The organism is Brevibacillus brevis NBRC 100599 (assembly GCF_000010165.1).
Taxonomy (GTDB): Bacteria; Bacillota; Bacilli; order Brevibacillales; family Brevibacillaceae; genus Brevibacillus; species Brevibacillus brevis_D.
The window spans coordinates 3,029,269-3,052,510 of record NC_012491.1 but is presented as its reverse complement, the minus strand read 5'-3'; the positions used below and the strand labels follow the sequence as shown (position 1 = coordinate 3,052,510).

Below are 23,242 nucleotides of genomic sequence, written 5' to 3'. Positions count from 1 at the left end.
GATTAATTCCCCTTTCTTTTCTTCAGCTTGGAGAGTACCTTGTTTAACGCCATCTGACTCAAGTCTGCATCCTCGAAGTCTTCGGCTCTATAGCTTTGTTTCTCCGCTTGTATCAGTGAACGCAGAATTTCCGTGAAATGACGAGCGAAAGTTTCGATGCTCGCTTCGCTATGCAATGACTCGCTGTAGAGGAAGCTTAGGTTCAGCTTGCCTCCTACGACTGCCCCTACCACATCAATCAGATGAGCCCTTCTGTTGTCCGGACTGATGTTGGAGCCTCTTTCTCCTTCCGCAAATCCAAACAGGGAATTTCCTTCTCCCGCCTGATTGAATTGTCCCAGATAGTTGAAGCTAATCGGTGGTTGCGGAATAGCCGCTAGCTTTTCGGACGCCTCATTATCATCTTTCGTCAGATAGCGCAGGATGCCGTATCCAAGGCCTTTGTTCGGAATTTGTTGAAGCTTCTCCTTGACTCTTACCAGCGCATCTTCCTGAGACATGTTCTGATCCAGTCGAATCAAAAGTGGATACATGGACGTAAACCAGCCGACCGTTCGGGAGAGATCGACCTCCGAGAACAATTCTTCACGACCGTGACCTTCTAGGTTGACTAGTAGGGCTTGTTCTCCCGTCCATTTGGCGTGTGCCAATGCTAACGCGGTCAATAGAACATCATTGATTTGCGCGCGGTAACGGGACGGTACTTTTTGTAGCAGGGTTTCTGTCTCTTGCTCCTCCATTGCAATCGTAATCGTCCGGCAGTTCCCTTCTGTGTTCGACCCACTGTCATGGATTGACGTTGTAGTTGACATCATCTCGTCTGCTGCAGCTACCCAGTACTCCTTTTCAGCGACAATATGTTCAGAAGATGCGTACTCATTCATTTTTTCTGCCCATGCTTTGTAGGAGGTTGTTTTTGCGGGCAATTGAATCTCTGTTCCCTCCGCAGCCTGTCTGTATGCGGTTTGCAGGTCTTCGATCAGAACACGCCATGATACCCCGTCTACCGCCAAATGGTGAATGACAATCAGCAAACGGCCTGGTCGATCATAACCGAGATCGAAGTACACGATCTTCATGAGCGGTCCATTTTCTAAATCAAGGCTCGCTTGTGCTTGGTGTGAAAGTTTTTCGATTCTTCTACTGTGCTGAGCTGGCGAGACCATGCTAAGATCCTCCACGCTGAGCAAAACTTCCGATTCGACTTCTGCGTGTGTCTGCTTCCACTGGCCATCTGTGTAGGTATAACGCAGGCGGAGTGCGTCGTGGTGAGCGAGCAGGTGGGTAATGGCTTGCTCCAGATGCTCTTCGTCCAATTGTTCGTTCACTTGCAGGAGCATCGATTGGTTCCAGTGATGTGGTGTTGGTTGCTCTTGCTCGAAGAACCATTTTTGGATCGGCAATAGTGGAGCTTCACCTGTTACCATGCCTTGCTCTGCTTCTACTTTCGTGCTTTGGCCTGCAACCTTTGCCAACTCTGCAATCGTTTGATGGTCAAAAAGATTCTTCGGAGTCAGATGAATGCCAGCTTTGTTTGCACGTGCGACGATTTGAATACTGAGGATCGAGTCGCCCCCGAGCTCAAAAAAGTTATCGTGAATGCCGATGCGATCCATTCGCAGAACGCCGCACCATATTTCCACCAGTTTTTGTTCGATGAGGTTGGTAGCCTCTGTAAACGAATCAACATCGTGGCTGCGAGCATAGACAGGGACTGGAAGTGCTTTTCTGTCTACTTTCCCGTTTGGCGTAAGCGGCAATTCATCCAGCATGACAAAAGCAGACGGCACCATATAATCCGGAACATGTGCTTTGAAATGTTGGCGCAGCTCGGCTGTGTCAACTTCTTGCTCAGCTTGCTTGACCGCATAAGCGACGAGCTGTTTCTTGCCTGGTTCATCTCCGCGGACAATGACGACGGATGCGGCAAGAGCAGGGTGTTTGGCTAAAACGGACTCTACCTCACTCAGTTCGATGCGGAATCCACGGACTTTTACCTGATTGTCGATTCGGCCGATGAATTCGATAAGACCATCTGGCAGGTAACGAACCAGGTCACCCGTCCGATAGAGTCGTGCCTGCGGATCGGTTGAGAACAGGTTAGGTACAAAGCGTTCTTCCGTCAAATCAGGGCGATTCAAATATCCATACGCCAGACCATCTCCGCCGATGTACAGTTCACCTGTTACACCAATCGGGACGGGCTGCATTTTGCTGTCCAGTACGTACACAGTCGTATTTTTGATCGGACGGCCAATCGGGAATGAACTGATCGTCTCTGGTAACTCTGTGACTGGATAGCAGCAGGTGAATGTCGTGTTCTCCGTTGGACCGTACCCGTTGATAATCGTGAGTCCTTCGAGCTCCAACGCTTTTCTTACGTGAGGAACCGAAACGACATCTCCACCCACGAGCAGTTGGCGAACCCCTGTCAGCGATTCTTTGTGATGATCCACCATTAGTGTAAACAGTCCCGCCGTCAGCCAAAGCGTCGTAACCTTGTGCGTCTGAATGGCTTGTCCCAGCTCTTCCAGGGAAGGCAGATCAGGCGGCATCAGCACTAGCTTTGCCCCATTCAGCAAGCTACCCCAAATCTCAAAGGTCGCCGCATCGAATGATACCGTGGACGCTTGTAGGAAAACGTCCTGCTCTGTAATCGTCACGTAGTCGGTTTCTTTGACGAGACGGACAATGCCTCGATGGATTACAAGCGTTCCTTTTGGCAACCCGGTAGAGCCTGAGGTGTAGATCACATAAGCGAGACTTTCCGCTGTGGTGTCAATGTCAGGTGCCTGTTCACTTTCTTCGGCAATCATCACCCAGTCGCAATCCAGACATATCACGGTATGCTCTCCGGATGGGAGTGACGGTAGAAGCTGCTCCTGTGTGAGCAAAACCGTAACGTGCGCGTCGTCCATCATGTATGCCAGACGTTCTTTCGGATAATCCGAATCGAGCGGTACGTAAGCCCCACCAGCTTTGAGAATCCCGAGCACCCCGATCAGCATTTCGAGCGAACGCTTCACGCAAATACCAACGAGTGAACCTGGGCGAACGCCTTGTTTTTGCAGGTAGTTGGCCACTTGGTTGGCTCGCTTCTCTAACTGGGAGTAGGTGAGACTTTGGTCTCCCGCTACCACTGCAATTTGATTCGGGAAACGCATCGCGGTCTGCTGGAACAATTGATCCACGCGTTGATCTCGTGGGTAAGCCGTCGTGGTGTTGTTCCATTCCACCAGCAGCTGCTCTCGTTCTGCCTGAGGCAAAAGCGGCAATTGGGTAATGGTCTGCTCCGGCATCTGGACGATGGCCTCGAGTAAGTGATGGAAGTGCTGTGACATACGCACAATCGTCGTTTCATCAAACAGCGCTGTATTGTACTCAAATGTTGCGATCAATCCGTCTTGTTTTTCTGCCATCGTCAACGTCAGGTCATATTTGGCGGTGACGAGGTGTTTGTCCATATCGAATTCCGATACGCGTATGCCAGCCTGTTCGTCTAAATCTAGTTGGAAGTTCTGGAGGACAAACATCACCTGGAACAGCGGCGAGTAGCTGAGACTACGCTCTAGCGCCAGTTCATCGACCAATTTTTCAAACGGTAGGTCCTGATGGGCATAGGCTTCTAGCGCCGTCTCCTTCACTCTTGCCAGCAAGTCACGGAATGTCGGTTCCCCTGACATATCCGTACGGAGCACCATTGTATTAATGAAGAATCCAATCAATTGTTCCGTCTCTGGTCTATTGCGGCCTGCGACAGGGCTTCCGACGAGGATGTCTTCCTGTCCACTGTAGCGGTAGAGCAGAGTTTGGAACGCAGCCAGCAAGGTCATGAACAGCGTCGATTCTTCTTTACGGCTAAGTGTTTGTAATTTGTCGAGAAGTTCACCTGCGAGCGTCGTTGAGTAAATCGCTCCCTCGTACGTTTGTACAGCTGGACGTGAACGGTCGGTCGGTAGGGTCAGAAGCGGTTCAGCACCACTTAATTTTTCACTCCAGTAAGAAAGCTGTTCGTCTAATACTGAACCTTGGAGCCAATCCCGTTGCCAAACCGCGTAGTCCGCATACTGTACAGGCAAATCAACCAATGCGGGTAAGTCGTTTTGACTAATCGCTTCGTAGGAAGTGAACCATTCGCGAATGAATACGCCCATCGACCAACCGTCAGAGATGATGTGATGCATGTTCAAAAGGAAGACCGTTTCTTGCTCGCTTACGCGAATCAAGGTGGTACGGAACAACGGACCTTCGCTCAGGTTAAATGGCGTAGCTGCCTCGATTCCTGCCAAGCGCTGTGTTTCTGCTTCGCACTTGATCGCTGGTAGCTCGCGCAAGTCGATTACGCGTAGCGGCTGTTCTTGGTAAGGGTGAATGATTTGTACAGCTTGACCATCTACGTGGTCAAAGGTTGTCCGCAAGCTTTCGTGGCGTTGGATCAGTAGCTGCAAGCTCTTGTTCCAAGCCTCTATATTCAGGTCTCCATGCAATCGCATGGCTGACGGGATGTTGTACAAAGCGCTGTCTGGCATCAGACGATCCAGGAACCACAGGCGCTGCTGCGCAAAGGACAATGGCAGATGACCTTCCCGTGAAACAGGTTCGATCGCAGTTCCGGTTGTTTCTTGCAAAAAGCTTCCGAGTGCTTCGGACAGTTCTGCAACGGTTGGGTTTTCAAAAAGCGTACGGATCGGTACTTCTCCTGTAAACATCTCACGAAGACGGGAAATGACCCGTGTCGCTAAGAGAGAATGCCCGCCTAACTCGAAGAAGTTGTCATGAACGCCGACTTTTTCGATACCGAGCACTTGCGACCAGATGGTGGCGACCATCTCCTCCGTTTGGTTGCGTGGCGCTACATACTCTTGGGTAGAAGTGATTTGGCCCCACTCCGGCTCTGGCAGTTGCTTCCGGTCGATCTTGCCGTTTGGTGTGAGCGGCATCGCGTCCAGCCAGACAAAGACGGATGGAACCATAAACTCTGGCAATTTTGCTTTTGCCCAGACGGCTAAGTCAGTGGCCCCTTCGCTACTTTCCTCTCTTGTCGTTACATAAGCCGCCAAACGTTTGTCACCCTGCTTGTCTTCTCTTGCCATCACAACGGCTTCCTTGACAGCCGGATGGGTGCGAAGGACAGCCTCCAGCTCTCCCAACTCGATCCGATAACCGCGAATCTTCACCTGATGGTCAATCCGTCCCAAGTACTCGATTTGTCCATCTGGGAGATAACGGACCAAGTCACCGGTGCCGTACATCCGCGCATGTGAGTCAGCGTGGAATGGATTGGACAAGAATCGTTCTGCGGTAAGCTCTGGGCGATTCAGATACCCGCGAGCCAATCCGTCACCACCAAGATACAGTTCCCCAGGTAAGCCCAACGGGACAGGCTGCAGGTTGGCATCGAGAATATACGCTTGTGTGTTGGACAAAGGACGACCAATTGTCGGTTCTGACGTGGCGCCTTTGGTGACCTGTACATACGTGGAGTAAGTCGTATCTTCAGACGGACCATAAAGATTAAAGACTTTTTCCACATGTCCCATTGCATATAGACTTTGCGCCAATGTGTTTGGCAGTGGCTCTCCTGCTAAGTTGACCACGCGTACCGTCGACGGGATCGCGTTCATCCGCACGAGTTCTTTGGCAGCAGATGGAACGGTATTGATCAATGTCACTTCGTTGACTGCTGGCAGGGTCGGTATATGCAAGGCGTTGTCAGCCAAGATGACTTTCCCGCCGTAGGCTAAGGTAACGAATATTTCATAGACAGACAGATCGAAGCAGATGGATGTGGAGGCGAGCACCCCACTCATTTCTTCTGCGGAAAAGACCGTTTTCGCCCACGCGATGAAGGCAATGACACTACTGTGCTGAATCGCCACCCCTTTAGGCAGACCTGTCGAGCCCGAGGTGTATATGACATAGGAAAGGTTCGTTGGCTCTACCAGATTAAGCAGGTTCTCTTCGCTTTGCTCTGCGATAACCTCCCAGTCACGATCCAGGCAGATCACTTGTGCTGTATGTTCAGGCAGCATGGATAGCAGGCTTCCTTGGGTTAATAGGATTGCCGCTTGCGAATCCTCCAACGTATAGCCGATTCTCTCTTGTGGATACGCGGGATCAATCGGCACATACGCGCCACCAGCTTTGAGAATGCCCATCATCGCAACGATCATCTCGGTCGTACGTTCCATGAGAACAGCCACCAAGACCTCTGGGCCGATTCCTTGAGAACGCAGATAGTGAGCCAACTGGTTTGCTCGGCAGTTCAGCTCTGCGTACGTCAGTCTGTCTTCTCCGACGATTAAAGCCTCTGCATCCGGTGTTGCAACTACTTGTGCTTCAAATAGCTGGTGCATCACCGCGTCACGAGCATATTCCGTTTCCGTTGCGTTCCATTCCACTAACAGCTTGTGGCGTTCCTCGTCTGTAATAAATGAAAGTGTAGTCAACGGCTGTTCCGCTTGTGCAGTTAGGGCTTGTAGAACCTGAGACATCTGTTCCAATACTTTCACAATCGCTTCCGAATCAAAACGTCCTTGCTCATAGATCAATTTGAGAGCAAGTTCATCGCCAGGAGCTACCACCAATGTCAATGGGTAATTGGTTTGCTCCACTGCTTGGACTTCACTCAGCGACACGCCGGAATCTGATCCCTCACTTGTGCTATTCAGGTAGTTCTCAAAAACGAGAATACTATCGAACAACGATTGTCCATGTGAAACCTCACTCCAGCCTTGGACGTCTACAAGTGGTGTGTATTCATACTGGCGGATGTCTAATTGTGTCTTTTGCAAGTGTTGTAACCATTCCTGAATCGTTTGGCTTGGGTCAAACATGACGCGGACAGGTAGCGTATTAATAAAGAGTCCTACCATGTTTTCCACTCCTGGCAGCTCCGCTGGACGACCAGAAACTGTTGTTCCAAAGACAACATCGTCTGATCCGCTGTAACCGCTCAGGATGAGTGCCCATGCCCCTTGCACCAGCGTATTTAGCGTCAACTGCTGCTTGCGGGCAAAAGCTTGCAGATGTTCCGTTACTTCCTTGGATAAGTAAACGGTGCGATCTCTGTAGGCTTTAGGCTGTATGGCATGACTGCCTGCTTTTCCCATAGCAAGTGGCGTTGATTCGTAGAAGCCTTTTAACTGCTCGCGCCAATAGCGCTCCGCAACTTGTTTATCTTGCTTATGGAGCCATGCGATATAACGACTGAATGGTTGGACTGCTTCTAGTTTTTCTTCTTCGCCTTTATCAATCGCTTGATAACTCGCCTGCCAATCTTGCAAGACAAGTGGCATACTCCAGCCATCTAGCAAGATATGATGGAAGCCCCATAAGAAGCGATACGTATTATCGTTTGTGTGAAACAATGTCCACCGCATTAATGGCGCCTGATTAAGCTGGAAGTTTCGCACCCGGTCTTTTTCCATGTACGCTTGGATTTCAGCTTCCTGCTTATCGGCATCCACATGGCGTAGGTCGATTTTTTCCACGCTTACTTTTACTTGTTTTCGGACGATTTGATGCGGTTGTTCCAAGCCCTCCCAGATAAAGGAGGTACGAAGAATCGAATGACGGTCGACGATTCTCTGCCACGCTTGCTCGAAAGCTTCCAAGCTAATCTCTCGCACTGTCATGAGGAACTGTACAACATAATCGCCACCCTCTTGTTCATACAGGGAGTGGAACAGCATCCCCTCTTGCAGTGGGGTCAGCAGGTATACATTTTCGAGCTGACGATCCGAAGCGATGTATTTGTCGATTGACTGCTGATTCAGATTAGCCAGCGGGAAGTCTGACGGTGTGTAGCCGATTTCTTCTGCCGATTGGGTGTAAGTCATAATCTCCCGCAGTGCTTCCATGTAATGATCAGCAACCGCCGCAATCGTCTGTTCGTCATGGATGTTTTCGTTGTATAACCAGGTGACGTGTAGCTGATCTCCTGTAACCGCACTAATAATATCGAGCAAGTTCTCTCGAATCGAATCAGGGGCAAGATTGGCTCCACTGCATTCAGACGCTATGCCAAATGTAGAGGATACCGCTACGGTTTGATCAAATTGCCCGAGGTAGTTAAAGCTGATTTGCGGTTTCAGTTGGGCTTTCAGTTGGTGTTGTAGCTCGAGATCATCACTTAAATAGCGCAAAATCCCATAGCCGACACCCTTATTTGGAATCTGGCGGAGCTGTTCCTTGACTGCCTTCAGCGTATGCCCCCAAGGTTTTTCTTGCTCGATAGAAATCTGTATCGGGTACATACTTGTGAACCAGCCAACCGTATGGGATAAATCTGCCCCCTCGATAATCTCCTCGCGTCCATGTCCTTCCAGCGTAACGACGATCTTCTCTTTTCCTGTCCATCGATTCAACGCTTTTGCTAAGGAAGCAAGCAATACGTCATTGATTTGCAGACGGTAGGAAGGGAGCGTTTCGTGAAGCAAGTTGCGCGTCTCTTCGGCGGTCAGCGTCAATGTAATCTGTTTCGTGTATGCCTCGATGTTTTGAGCTGGCTCATACGTACGGTCGACAGGAAGTGGATCTACTTCATACGCTTGATTTGCCCAAAAGGCTTTTTCCTTATCAAGCGAATCAGACTTGGCATAAGCGTGTAACTGTTCAGCCCATGCCTTAAACGACGTCGTTTTTGACGGGAAATGCACCGCCTGACCATTCACCGCTTGTTCATAGGCCAACTGCAAGTCTTCCAGCAAAATGCGCCAGGATACCCCATCGACTACCAAGTGATGAATAACGAGCAGGAGTCGTCCCGCGCGTTCTTTTCCAAGATGGAAGTACGCGGCTCGGAACATCGGGCCTTCTGTGATGTTGAGACTTGCCTGCTTCTCGCCTGCAATTTCTTCCAATCGCGCGAATTGTTCCTCTGCTGCGATGCCAGACAAATCAACCAAATGGAAAGGTACAGGTTCGCCCAAGCCCTCGATGTGTTGTGACCATATGCCGTCGTTGTTCGTATAACGCATGCGTAAAGCATCGTGGTGTGCAAGCAACTCGGCAATGGCACGCTCCAATGCGCTCGTATCAACCGGCTCCTCGACTGTCAACAAGAAGGATTGATTCCAGTGATGGATGGACGGTTGATTAGCGGCAAAGAACCACTTCTGGATTGGCGTAAGCAACACATTGCCAGTCACGAGGCCTTGTTCCGCCAGTTGAATAGCACCTTCCCCGTTTCCAGTTGTGGAAACAAGAGCTGCCAGTTCAGCGATTGTTTGGTTTTCAAAGATCTGTTTAGGTGTAAGACGAATCCCTGCTTGGTTAGCCCGAGAGACGATTTGGATACTCAGGATCGAGTCTCCTCCGAGTTCGAAAAAGTTAGCGTTGATACTGATTTCTTCGATTCTGAGAACGTCTTGCCAAATCTCAGACAGTTTGCGCTCGATCAAGGTATGTGGTGCCACGTAGTGCTCATCACTTGAGTGCGCATAGTCAGGTTTTGGCAGGGCCCGACGGTCTACTTTCCCGTTTGGCGTAAGCGGCAATTCATCCAGCATGACGAAAGCAGTTGGTACCATATAATCCGGAACATGTGCTTTGAAATGCTGGCGCAGCTCGGCTGTGTCAACCTCTTGCTCAGCTTGCTTGACCGCATAAGCGACGAGCTGTTTTTTGCCCGGTTCATCTTCGCGGACAATGACGACGGATGCGGCAAGAGCAGGATGTTTGGCTAAAACTGCCTCTACTTCACTCAGCTCGATGCGGAATCCGCGGATTTTTACCTGATTGTCGATTCGTCCGATGAATTCGATAACACCATCTGGCAGGTAACGAACCAGGTCACCCGTCCGATAGAGCCTTGCCTGCGAATCGGTTGAAAACGGGTTTGGTACAAAGCGCTCTTCGGTTAAGTCAGGACGATTCAAATATCCTTGCGCCAGACCATCTCCGCCAATGTACAACTCACCTGTTACACCAATCGGAACGGGCTGCATGTTGCTGTCCAGTACGTACACAGTCGTATTCTTGATCGGACGGCCAATCGGGAATGAACCGATCGTCTCTGGCAACTCCGTGACTGGATAGCAGCAAGTGAATGTCGTGTTTTCTGTTGGACCGTACCCGTTGATGATCGTGAGTCCTTCGAGTTCCAACGCTTTTCTTACGTGAGGAACCGAAACGACATCTCCACCCACGAGCAGTTGGCGAACCCCCGCCAAGTACTCTTTGTGATGATCCACCATCAGTGTGAACAGTCCCGCCGTCAGCCAAAGCGTTGTAACCTTGTGCACCTGAATGGCTTGTCCCAGTTCTTCCAAGGAAGGCAGATCAGGCGGCATCAGCACCAGCTTTGCCCCATTCAGCAAGCTACCCCAAATTTCAAAGGTCGCCGCATCGAATGATACTGTCGATGCTTGCAGGAAAACGTCCTGCTCTGTGATCGTCACGTAGTCGGTCTCTTTGACGAGACGGACAATACCTCGATGGATGACAAGCGTTCCTTTTGGCAACCCGGTAGAGCCTGAGGTGTAGATCACGTAAGCGAGACTTTCCGCTGTGGTGTCAATATCAGGTGCCTGTTCACTTTCATCGGCAATCATCGTCCAATCGCGATCCAGACATACCACGCTATGCTCTCCGGATGGGAGTGACGGTAGAAGCTGCTCCTGCGTGAGCAAAACAGTCACGCGGGCGTCGTCCATCATGTATGCCAGACGTTCCTTCGGATAATCCGAATCGAGCGGTACATAAGCCCCACCAGCTTTTAGAATCCCGAGCACCCCGATCAGCATTTCGAGAGAACGCTTCACGCAAATACCGACAAGTGAACCTGGGCGAATGCCTTGTTTTTGCAGGTAGTTGGCCACTTGGTTGGCTCGCGTCTCTAACTGGGAGTAGGTGAGACTCTGGTCTCCCGCTACTACTGCAATTTGATTCGGGTAACGCATCGCGGTCTGCTGGAACAATTGATCCACACGTTGCTCCCGTGGGTAAGCCGTCGTGGTATCGTTCCATTCCACCAGCAGCTGTTCCCGTTCTGCCTGAGGCAAAAGCGGCAATTGGGTAATGGTCTGCTCCGGCATCTGAACGATAGCTTCGAGTAAGTGATGGAAGTGCTGGGACATACGCACGATCGTCGTTTCATCAAACAGCGCTGTATTGTACTCAAATGTCGCAATCAACCCGTTTGGTCTTTCAGCCATCGTCAACGTCAGGTCGAACTTCGCAGTGACGAGGTGTTTGTCCATATCGAATTCCGATACGCGAATGCCAGCCTTTTCGTCTAAATCTAGCTGGAAGTTCTGGAGGACAAACATCACCTGGAACAGCGGCGAGTAGCTGAGACTACGCTCTAGCGCCAGTTCATCGACCAATTTTTCAAACGGTAGGTCCTGATGAGCATAGGCTTCTAGCGCCGTCTCCTTCACTCTTGCCAGCAAGTCACGGAATGTCGGTTCCCCTGACATATCCGTACGTAGCACCAATGTGTTAATGAAGAAACCGATGAGTGACTCGATCTCCTCCCGATTTCGTCCTGCAACCGGGCTCCCGACGAGGATGTCTTCCTGTCCACTGTAGCGGTAGAGCATAGTTTGGAAGGCAGCCAGCAAGGTCATGAACAGCGTCGATCCTTCTTCACGGCTGAGCATACTCAATTTTTCTAACAGTTCCGCTGAAAGCGTAAAGGTATACATCGCGCCAGCATGGCTTTGAACGGATGGACGCGGACGATCTGTCGGCAAAACCAATAGTGGTTCGGCATCGACTAGCTTTTCTTTCCAGTACGCTAGCTGTCGCGTAAGCACATCTTCTTCCATCCACTTCCGTTGCCATACAGCGTAATCCGCGTACTGCAATGTCAGATCGGCTAATCCAGGTTCTTTTCCGTAAACAAATGCTTCGTACAGTGCTCTCATTTCTTTGATGAAAATACCGATTGACCAGCCATCGAAAATGATATGGTGCATGTTAAATAAGAAAACGGCCTCTTGCTCGCATATGCGGATCAAGGTGGTACGGAACAACGGACCTTCGCTCAGGTTAAATGGCGTAGCTGCCTCGATTCCTGCCAAACGCTGTGTTTCTGCTTCGCACTCGTCTGCTGGTAGCTCCCGCAAGTCGATTACACGTAGCGGCTGTTCTTGGTAAGGGTGAATGATTTGTACAGCTTGACCACCTACGTGGTCAAAGGTTGTCCGCAAACTTTCGTGACGCTGGATCAGTAGCTGCAAGCTCTTGTTCCACGCCTCTATATTCAGATCCCCATGCAATCGCATCGCGGACGGGATGTTGTACAAGGCGCTTTCCGGCATCAGGCGATCCAGGAACCACAGACGTTGCTGCGCAAAGGACAATGGCAGATGGCCTTCCCGTGAAACAGGTTCGATCGAAGCTCCTGATGTTTCTCTCCAAAAGCTTCCAAGTATTTCGGACAGTTCTGCAACAGTTGGGTTTTCGAAAAGCGTACGGATCGGTACTTCTCCTGCAAACATCTCACGAAGACGAGAAATGACCCGCGTCGCTAAGAGAGAATGCCCGCCCAACTCGAAGAAGTTGTCATAAACGCCGACTTTTTCGATACCAAGCACTTGCGACCAGATAGTGGCGACCAGCTCCTCCGTTTGGTTGCGTGGCGCTACATACTCTTGGGTAGAAGCGATTTGGCCCCACTCCGGCTCTGGCAGTTGCTTACGGTCGATCTTGCCGTTCGGTGTGAGCGGCATCGCGTCCAGCCAGACAAAGACGGATGGAACCATAAACTCCGGCAATTTTGCTTTTGCCCAGACGGCTAAGTCAGTGGCCTCTTCGCTACTTTCCTCTCTTGTCGTCACGTACGCCGCCAAACGTTTGTCACCCTGCTTGTCTTCTCTTGCCATCACAACGGCTTCCTTGACAGCCGGATGGGTGCGAAGGACAGCCTCCAGCTCTCCCAACTCGATCCGATAACCGCGAATCTTCACCTGATGGTCAATCCGTCCCAAGTACTCGATTTGTCCATCTGGGAGATAACGGACCAAGTCACCGGTGCCGTACATCCGCGCATGTGAGTCAGCGTGAAATGGGTTGGACAAGAATCGTTCTGCGGTCAGCTCTGGGCGATTCAGATACCCGCGAGCCAATCCGTCACCACCAAGATACAGTTCCCCAGGTAAGCCCAACGGGACAGGCTGCAGGTTGGCATCGAGAATATACGCTTGTGTGTTGGACAAAGGACGACCAATTGTCGGTTCTGACGTGGCGCCTTTGGTGACCTGTACATACGTGGAGTAAGTCGTATCTTCAGACGGACCATAAAGATTAAAGACTTTTTCCACATGTCCCATTGCATATAGACTTTGTGCCAATGTGTTTGGCAGTGGCTCTCCTGCTAAGTTGACCACGCGTACCGTCGACGGGATCGCGTTCATCCGCACGAGTTCTTTGGCAGCAGATGGAACGGTATTGATCAATGTCACTTCGTTGACTGCTGGTAGGGTCGGTATATGCAAGGCGTTGTCAGCCAAGATGACTTTCCCGCCGTAGGCTAAGGTAACGAATATTTCATAGACAGACAGATCGAAGCAGATGGATGTGGAGGCGAGCACCCCACTCATTTCTTCTGCGGAAAAGACCGTTTTCGCCCACGCGATGAAGGCAATGACACTACTGTGCTGAATCGCCACCCCTTTAGGCAGACCTGTCGAGCCCGAGGTGTAAATGACATACGAAAGGTTCGTTGGCTCTACCAGATTAAGCAGATTCTCTTCACTTTGCTCTGCGATAGCCTCCCAGTCACGATCCAGACAAATCACTTGTGCTGTATGTTCAGGCAGCATCGATAGCAGGCTTCCTTGGGTCAACAGGATCGCCGCTTGCGAATCTTCCAGCGTATAGCCGATTCTCTCTTGTGGATACGCGGGATCAATCGGCACATACGCGCCACCAGCTTTGAGAATGCCCATCATCGCAACGATCATCTCGGTCGTACGTTCCATGAGAACAGCCACCAAGACCTCTGGACCGATCCCTTGCGCCCGCAGATAGTGAGCCAGCTGGTTTGCACGGCGGTTCAGCTCCGCGTACGTCAGTCTGTCTTCTCCGACGATTAAAGCCTCTGCATCCGGTGTTGCGACTACTTGTGCTTCAAATAGCTGGTGCATTACCGCGTCACGAGCATATTCCGTTTCCGTTGCGTTCCATTCCACTAACAGTTTGTGGCGTTCCTCGTCTGTGATGAATGAAATGGCAGAGAGATGGTCCGTAGGCTGAGCCATTATGGACTCAAATACTTTGATCAATTGAGCCAATACTTTATCCATGGTGATCTGATCGAATCGATTTGTTTCATAAATCAGCTTGAGCAATAGCTCTTCGCCAGGCGCCGCCACCAATGTCAATGGATAGTTCGTCTGCTCAACTGCTTTGATTGCGTTTAGTGACATGTCTGTATTCGCATTTGTTTCTGCACCAGACATGTAGTTTTCGAAAACGAGTATGCTGTCAAACAACGCCTGTCCAAGCGGCACTTCACTCCAGCTTTGAATGTCTACGAGCGGTGTGAACTCGTACTGACGTATCGCACTCTGTTCCTGTTGGATCTTCTGCAGCCAGTCGATCACCGTCACTTGTTCCGAGAAAAGAACGCGAACAGGGAGTGTGTTGATAAACAGACCCACCATGGAGTCCACTCCACGCAAATCTGTAGGACGGCCCAGGTTGGTGGTCCCAAATACTACTTCAGACTCACCTGCGTAACGACTTAAAATCAACGCCCACGCTCCTTGGACCAGCGTATTCATCGTAAGTTGATGCCTACGGGCAAAAGCTTGCAGACTCGCAGTTGTTTCCTTCGATAAAAGTATCATTTGATCTGCGTATTCTTTTTGTTGTACAGCCCTTCCACCCGGTTTCCCCATGCTAAGAGGAGTTGGTGTACGGAAGCCACGCAGATGTTTTCGCCAATACTGCTCTGATGCCTCAAGACTCTGCTGCTTTAACCAGGCAATATAAGTGGAAAACGGAGGAGCGACAGGCAGTTCTGCTTTGGTACCATCAACAGATGCCTGATAATAGGTCAACCAATCGTTCAGGACGATCGGAGTACTCCAACCATCCAACAATATATGGTGAAAGCTCCAAACGAGCTGACTGGTTTTTGAATCCAGACGAATTAACGACCAACGCATCAATGGCGGGTGAGTGAGATCAAAGCCTCGCTTGCGATCTTGTTCGAGATACGTTTGTAAGTTCGCTTCTTGCTTTTCTTTCGGTAAGTGACTCCAGTCCAGTTGTTCGACATGTGCTGTTACTTTTGTATGAACAACCTGATGCGGTTTATCTAATCCGATCCATAAGAAGGTGGTTCGGAGGATGGCATGACGCTCGACAACTTTTTGCCATGCTTCTGAAAACTTCGCCACATTCAAGTGATCCAAATTCACGACCAGTTGAACGACGTAGTCCCCGCCTGCTTGCTCATAAAGAGAGTGGAACAGCATCCCCTCTTGCAACGGAGTGAGTGTGTAAATGTTCTCGATCAGACGATTGTTTCCGATGAACTTGTCGAGGCTTGTTTGATCCAACTCCGCTAACGCGAAATCGGAAGGTGTATAGCCACCTGCCTCTTCAGAGCGACAATGGGCAACAATCGCTTGCAATGATTGCACATAGTCACGAGCGAGCTCTTCAATCGTTTGTTGTTCGTACATATCGCCACTGTACGTCCAGGTCATTTCTAACTGATCTCCCGCCACCATGCTCTGGAAATCAAGGGTATGGATTCGGGCTTCATCCCTGCTCAAATTGGATGCTGACCAGTTCGGAATGATCTGGAACAAGGAAGAATCCGCCGTTTGATCCTGATCAAATTGTCCTAAATAATTGAAGCTAATCTCTGGTTGCCGATAAGCTTGCAGGGTATTTATCGTTTGTTCATCTTTGCTTAAATAACGATGAATGCCGTAGCCAATCCCTTTGTCAGGAATCGAGCGCAATTGTTCTTTGACTGATTTTATCAGGGAACCCCAAGGCGTCTGTGGCTCCATTTCCAGCAAGACCGGGTACATGCTAGTGAACCAGCCTACTGTTCGGGAAATGTCCACGCCATCGATGATCTCTTCACGCCCGTGTCCCTCAACGGAAACATAAAGTGTCTGTTGCCCCGTCCAGTTGTTATAGGCTCGGATCAAAGCACTGAGTAACACATCGTTAATCTGAGTACGGTAAGCAGCTGGTACCTCCTGCAATAAGGCACGTGTCTCGTCCACGCCCAGCTTTACCTTTACTTGAACGGCCAGACCTTCTGTGTTCTTTCCATTCGGATGGTCAACAGGCAGGTTTACTACATGACTTGTATCCAGAGTCGCCCAGTATTCATCGACTACGCTTTGCTCTGCGTACTGTGTCAACTGTTCTGACCATCTTTTAAAAGAAGTCGTCTTCTGAGGCAAATTGATCTGTTGCAACTCGATCAATTGTTGATAGGCCGTTTGCAAGTCTTCCAGAATAATTCGCCAGGAAACCCCATCGACAGCGAGATGATGAATCGCAATGAACAGACGCTGTTTGTCCTCGCATTGGAAGTATGCAGCACGAAGCAATGGTCCTTTTTCGATATCCAGACTTTCTTGTAGCTCGTCTGCAATGGCTTGCATTTGTTCCTCTATTTCTGTTTCACGTACAGCCGTCGTCAAATCTACTACCTGAAATACATCCTCATCCGAAACGACATCATGATATTGCTCCCATTTCCCGTTGACGTTCCGAAAACGCAGACGCAAGGCATCATGGTGTGCAAGAATCGCCGCAAAAGCTTTTGCTAACAAACTCGCATCCATTTCTTCACGCACAGCAAGCATGACAGATTGATTCCAGTGGTTGACATGGCAAATTTCCTGCTCAAAGAACCACGTCTGAATGGGTGTCAGAGGCAATTCGCCTGTAACAATCCCCTGCTCCCTATGCACTTGTGGTGCATCCTCAAGAACTACTACACTTGCAGCCAATTCTGCCAATGTTTGAGAGTCAAACAAGTGCTTTGGTGTAAATCGGATACCCGCCTGATTGGCACGCGCGACAATCTGAATCGTCAATATCGAGTCGCCGCCCAGTTCGAAAAAGTTATCGTGAATTCCGATAGACTCTACACCTAGAACTCCTTGCCAGATTTCGGCGAGCTTGTATTCTATTTCCGTTTGTGGGGCAACATAGCCATCTTCCCATTGGGCTCGCACGGTATCGGGTAACGGCAAAGCACGGCGGTCTACCTTTCCGTTAGGAGTGAGAGGCAGAGCATCCATCCGTATGATGACAGAAGGCACCATGTAGTCTGGAAGTCTATCTTTCAAAGACTGACGCAATTCATTCGTCTGTACCTCTTCTCCCTCATGAAGCACGGCATAAGCCACCAGTCGTTTGACACCAGGCGTCAAATCCTCCCTGACGATCACTACTGCTTCCGAAACAGCTGCATGTGCATACAAAGCCGACTCTATTTCCCCTAGCTCAACCCTGAATCCGCGAATGCTTACTTGATCATCAGCTCGTCCAATAAATTCCAAACTTCCATCTGCCAAATATCGAACCAAGTCGCCAGTGCGGTACATCCGCGCCCCTTCATCTGTAGAGAACGGATTCGGTACAAAACTGGCTTCCGTCAGGTCAGGTCGATTCAGATAGCCGCGAGCCAAGCTTTTCCCCGCGATGTAAAGCTCCCCGACAACTCCTACAGGCACAGGCTTTCTGCTTGCGTCGAGTACATAGACAGATACGTTGTCAATGGGACGTCCAATGGAAGGTGCCGCTTCTCGTTCTCCCTGCACAGGCACGATGCCAGCAGTAGCCACGACGGTATTTTCTGTTGGGCCATACTGGTTTACCAGCGTAAACGGTAGATCAGCAGACGGGTACTGGTGCAAAGTATCTCCACCCGTCAACATGTAGCGCAATGCTGATCCGGCTGGCCAATTCACCGTAAGCAAACTCTCTGCCAAAGGTGTTGGTAAAAAGCTTATCGTGATACCAGATTCGACTATCCAATCACGCAGTTTTTCCGGTACGAGACGAATCTCTTCCTGCGGCAGGCAAATCGTAGCACCCGCCGTCAAATACGGCCAAATTTCCCATACCGAAGCATCAAAAGCTGTACCAGCTATTTGCGATGCACGGTCAGCAGCGTTTACGTTGTACGCTCGCTGATGCCAATGGATTAGATTCAAGAGTGATCGGTGCTCGATCTCGACTCCCTTTGGCGTTCCTGTTGAACCTGACGTATAGATAACATAGGCGAGCTGTTCAGCTTTCGTCGTAACCGCCGGTGCATCCGAACTCATCGTAGCCATTCCATCCCAATCTCGATCCAAGCAAAGGAACGTTGCAGCGCCTACTGGTAACGCACTTACCAAACGCTCTTGGGTTAAGACCAAAGACATCTGAGCGTTCTTGATCATAAAAGCGAGTCGTTCTTGCGGGTAAGCAGGATCCATCGGCACATAAGCGGCACCTGCTTTGAGAATGGCGAGTTGACCGATCAACATCTCGATGGAACGCTCCACGCAAATTCCTACCAAATCTTCCGAGCCAATCCCTTGTTTTAACAAGAAATGAGCGAGCTGATTGGCCTTCGCATCCAGCTCTGCATAAGTGATTGCACCTTGCTCACCTGAAACTGCAAGCTGATCAGGCAACTTTTGTGCGATCTCGGTAACTAGTTCATGCACACAAAGATCGCGGGAATAATCAACCTCAGTATCATTCCAACCGACGAGCAGCTGATCTCGCTCCCCATCCCCTAACAGTTCAACTTCTGTTATTTTCTGCGCTGGATTGGTCGCAACAGCTTGCAAAAGATTGCGGAAATGCTCTGCCATGCGCTCAATCGTCGTACGATCAAATAGATCTGTACTGTATTCAAACACACCCTTGAGTCCGTCATCCTCGTCTTCAATCATGGTGAGTGTCAAATCAAATTTGGTCGTCTTGTTGAGACTGACTTCATTAGGTGTAATGGAGATCGTCTCGCCTTTACGTACACCCGTTGACATTCCCTGTACGGAGAAAAGTACTTGGAAAAGCGGCGAGTAGCTGAGGCTGCGCTCAATTTGTAATTCATCGACCAATTTTTCAAAAGGAATATCCTGATTGGCAAAAGCATCAAATGCCGTCTCACGAACACGTCGCAACAGTTCAACGAATGTAGGATCGTTCGACAGGTCCGTTCGAAGAACCAGCATGTTGACAAAGAATCCGATCAAGTTTTCTATTTCCTGACGATTACGTCCCGCAACAGGTGTTCCGATCAGAATATCTGTGGTATTCGTATAACGGTACATGAAGTGCTTGAATGCCGCTAAGAGCGTCATGAACAGCGTCGCGCCTTCTTGTCTTCCTAGCTCGCGTAGCTTTTGCCCTACTTCACTCGGCACGTAGAATGAATAATTGTCACCGCTATAGCTTTGTACGACTGTCCGTGGACGATCGGTCGGAAGGGGCAAAAGTGGTTCACTCTGTCCCAGCTTCTTCTTCCAATAACTGAGCTGCTGCTCCCATACATTGCCTTGCCAATTCTCTCGTTGCCAGACTGCGTAATCCCGATATTGAATGGGTAAATCGGCAAGCGGTGCTTCTGCTTCTTTGACGAATGCTTCATAGATGGTACTTAGCTCGTTCACCAATACATCCATGGACCAACCGTCTGAGATGATGTGATGCATATTTATCCAGAGAACGGACTCTTGTTCCTCTAGTCGGATCAACACTGCCCTCATCAACGGCCAATGATCCAGCTGGAATGGCGTAGCGCCATCTTCTTCCACCATACTCATCCAGATCGTGTCTTTTTCCTCTGCTGGCAAGTCGCGTAGGTCAGTGACAGGAAGTGGAAAATGTACCTGTGTATGAATCACTTGGACCGCTCGTCCTTCTATGTCTTTCACCGTTGTTCGAAGTGATTCATGTCGGTTGATCATTTCATTTAAAGCACGTTCCATTACATTCGTATCGACTGCTCCACGCAGACGGAATCCGACCGGAATGTTGTACATGGCGCTATTCGGGATCAGTTGATCAAGGAACCATAGACGTTGTTGGGCGAAAGACAGTGGTAACTCTTGAGTACTGTCTAAGGAAAGCGGTTTGATCGGACTTTGCTTTATCGGCTCAGCACCTTGGCGAGTGATTTGAATTCGTTCAGCCAATTCTGCTACTGTCTGATAGGTAAAAATCTCACGCATCTGGAGCTGGGTCTGAAATACCTTGGATGTACGGGACAGCAATTGTGTCGCTAAAAGCGAATGCCCGCCCAATTCGAAAAAATTATCGTGAATCCCGACTCGTGATACACCAAGGACCTCCTCCCAAATCCGGGCGAGCAATTCCTCAATCGGATTGCGCGGCGCACTGTACGCGTTGCCTGTTTGCACTTCGCCATCTGGAAGCGGCAAGGCTTTGCGATCAATTTTCCCGCTCGAGGTCAGAGGGAACTCTTCCATTTGAATGAAATGAGACGGAACCATGTAATCCGGCAGCGTTTGGCGAAGCAGTGTACGTAATGAGGCAACCGTCCACATCTGATCGGCGATAATATAGGCGCATAGATACGCTTGATGGTTATGATCTGTTTGTGCCACTACCACTGCATCGCGAATCGATTCTTCTTCGATCAACCGGCTACGAATTTCGTTTAACTCGATCCGGAAGCCACGAATTTTTACTTGATGGTCAATTCGTCCGAGGTATTCAATATTTCCATCCTTGCGATAACGAGCCAGGTCGCCTGTCCGGTACATGCGTTTGCCCGCTTCAAACGGATGAGGAACAAACTTTTCGTTCGTCATTTCTTCATTATTTAAATATCCCCTCGCCAAGCCAGCTCCGGCAATGCATAATTCACCAGGAACCCCGATTGGCTGTAACTGCCCATGTTGATTGACGATATGCATTTGGTAGTTGGCCAAAGGCTTTCCAATAGGCACAGGATTTTCTATCAAGTCTGCAGTGAGTGAGTAGCAGGAAGCATAAATGGTAGCTTCTGTCGGACCATAGATGTTCTCCACTTTCACTTCTGGCAATACTTGATATACTCTTGACGCAAGATCATTCGGCATGGCTTCCCCGGCAGCCATGATGTATCGCAGTCGGTTTGCCTCTTTTCGCCCCTCGAGATACTCGACAAAAAGAATGAGCATAGATGGAACAAAATTGACGTGAGTTACGTCATAATTAACGATGGATTCCCAAATTTTGTAAGGTTCTTTCTCTGCGCCAGGTTCGAGAATCACCAGTCTGCCGTTACCGAGAATCCAACCGAAGATTTCTGCGACGGATACGTCGAAGGTATAAGTCGTTTTTAACAAATACGCATCTTTTTCTTGAAGCGGATATTGCTCTTGCAGTGCGAAGATTTGGTTCAATAGACTCGCATGCTCGATCATGACGCCTTTCGGTTTGCCTGTTGAACCCGATGTATAGATGACGTATGCAAGATTACTCGCTTTGGCTACATTTGCAAGATTACCCGGTGCTCCCTGATAAAGCTCACCCGCCTCCAGATCAAAGATCCGATCAGCGAAATCAATTGTCTCTAAAAAACGTTTTTTTGTAAGAAGTAGCACACTGCCGCTGTCCTGTAAAATGTATTCAATGCGGTCCTTCGGATGAGCCGGGTCAATTGGTAAATATGCGCCGCCTGCTTTAAAAATCGCAAGAATAGCAATGATCATCTCCGCCGAACGTTCTGTGAGCAAGCTCACAATGCTTTCCGGCCCGACCCCTTTTGCACGTAAAAATGTAGCAAGTTGATTTGCTTTTTCGTTTAGCTCACGGTACGTAAGCTTTTGCTCTCCCATGACCAGTGCAATGTGGTGTGGTTGTTTCTCTGCGCGCTCTTCAAAAATCTGGTGAATCAGATAATCAACAGGATAATGGCGATATGTATCATTAAAAGTATGGAGCTGAAGGTGCTTCTCTTCGGAATTGATTATTTCTAGATTTTTTAGAAGGATATCTGGTGTATTTGTCACTTGCGTCATGATAGTAATGAGTTGTTGATTGAGGTGTTGGAGTTGATCCTCCGTAAATACGGATGCATTGTATAAATACGTAACTGTGAGGGTATCGTCTGCGGTGACCATTATGTTTAGGTCGTAGTTGGTTTGTTCAAAGGCATGCAGCTTTGTGAGAGTGAATTCTTGGTTATATTGATTCAGACGGGTCAAAAGCTCTGCGCCCATCGGATAGTTTTGGAACAGAATAATATGATCGATCAGTTGTTGATTTTTTTGAATGTCCGCGAGAGAAAGATAATGATATTTTTCCAGCGAGCTTGACTCTTCTTGTACTTGTTTCACCAGATCAGAAAACGTTTGATTGTCTCTCATTTGAACACGGATCGGTACGGTATTGATGAAAAGTCCAACCATCTGCTCGACGTTCGGGATATCGATTGGACGGCCAGAGACAACCGATCCGAATACAACATCATCGATATTGCTTTGGCGCTGCAACATGAGACCCCAAATTGTACGAAAGAGGTTGTTTACCGTTACTTGCAATTGTCTTGCGATATGATTCAACTCGGTCGTCAACGACTGACCAATCGTGAAGACCAGCTCTGCTTGATTGTATTTGATCCCGGTACCCTGCTTTTGAATAAATGTGCTCGGCTCATAGTCACTTAAATACCGTGACCAGTTGTCTTTTGCTTCTTCTGCATCCTGTTCCCCTAACCAGCTTATGTACTTACTGTAGGGATAAACTTGGCCGAGATTTACTGGTTGTTCGTCTTTTACTTGTTGATAGATTTGGAAAAAGTCATGTAACACAATCGGAATGCACCAGCCGTCTAGCAAAATGTGATGGTGACTCCAGATCAGGGTATATGCGTCAGAAGAGGTTCGGATAAGAGTGAGGCGAATGAGCACATCTTTTGCCAAATCAAAGTTTTTCTGACGTTCCTTTTTAGTATAATCCTCCAAAAAGATGGCTTGCTCGTCTTCAGAGAGGTGTGTGATATCTATCACCTGAACGTTTGTCTTTCTTTCCTTGAGTACAATTTGTCGTGGCTTCTGGACCTTCTCAAGGATAAAGACAGTTCGGAGAATATCGTGTCGCGCGATCAGCGCGTTTAAGCTTTGTTCGAGAATAGCTGGATCGATGAATCCTCTAATGGTAAAGCGCAATTGTTCAAAATAGGACTCTGTTCCTTCGTCCAGGAGGGAATGAAATAACATTCCCTCTTGCATGGGAGATAACGGATATATATTGGCGATCTTTTTACTTGACACGTCTACTCTCCTCCTGAGGTACATTT

General features: G+C 49.2%; 1 protein-coding gene. It reads right to left on the bottom strand.

Annotated features, from left to right (window positions below):
- Positions 1-2 precede the first annotated feature (2 nt).
- The gene (gene lgrB / locus BBR47_RS14675) at positions 3-23,240 is read right to left on the bottom strand and encodes a linear gramicidin non-ribosomal peptide synthetase LgrB (protein WP_015891189.1); all 23,238 of its coding nucleotides are present in this window, start codon (positions 23,238-23,240) and stop codon (positions 3-5) included.
- Positions 23,241-23,242: the final 2 nt, after the last annotated feature.

Excerpts from the sequence above, each read along its gene's own strand:
- lgrB (WP_015891189.1), bottom strand. The coding sequence starts at position 23,240 with ATGTACCTCAGGAGGAGAGTAGACGTGTCAAGTAAAAAGATCGCCAAT.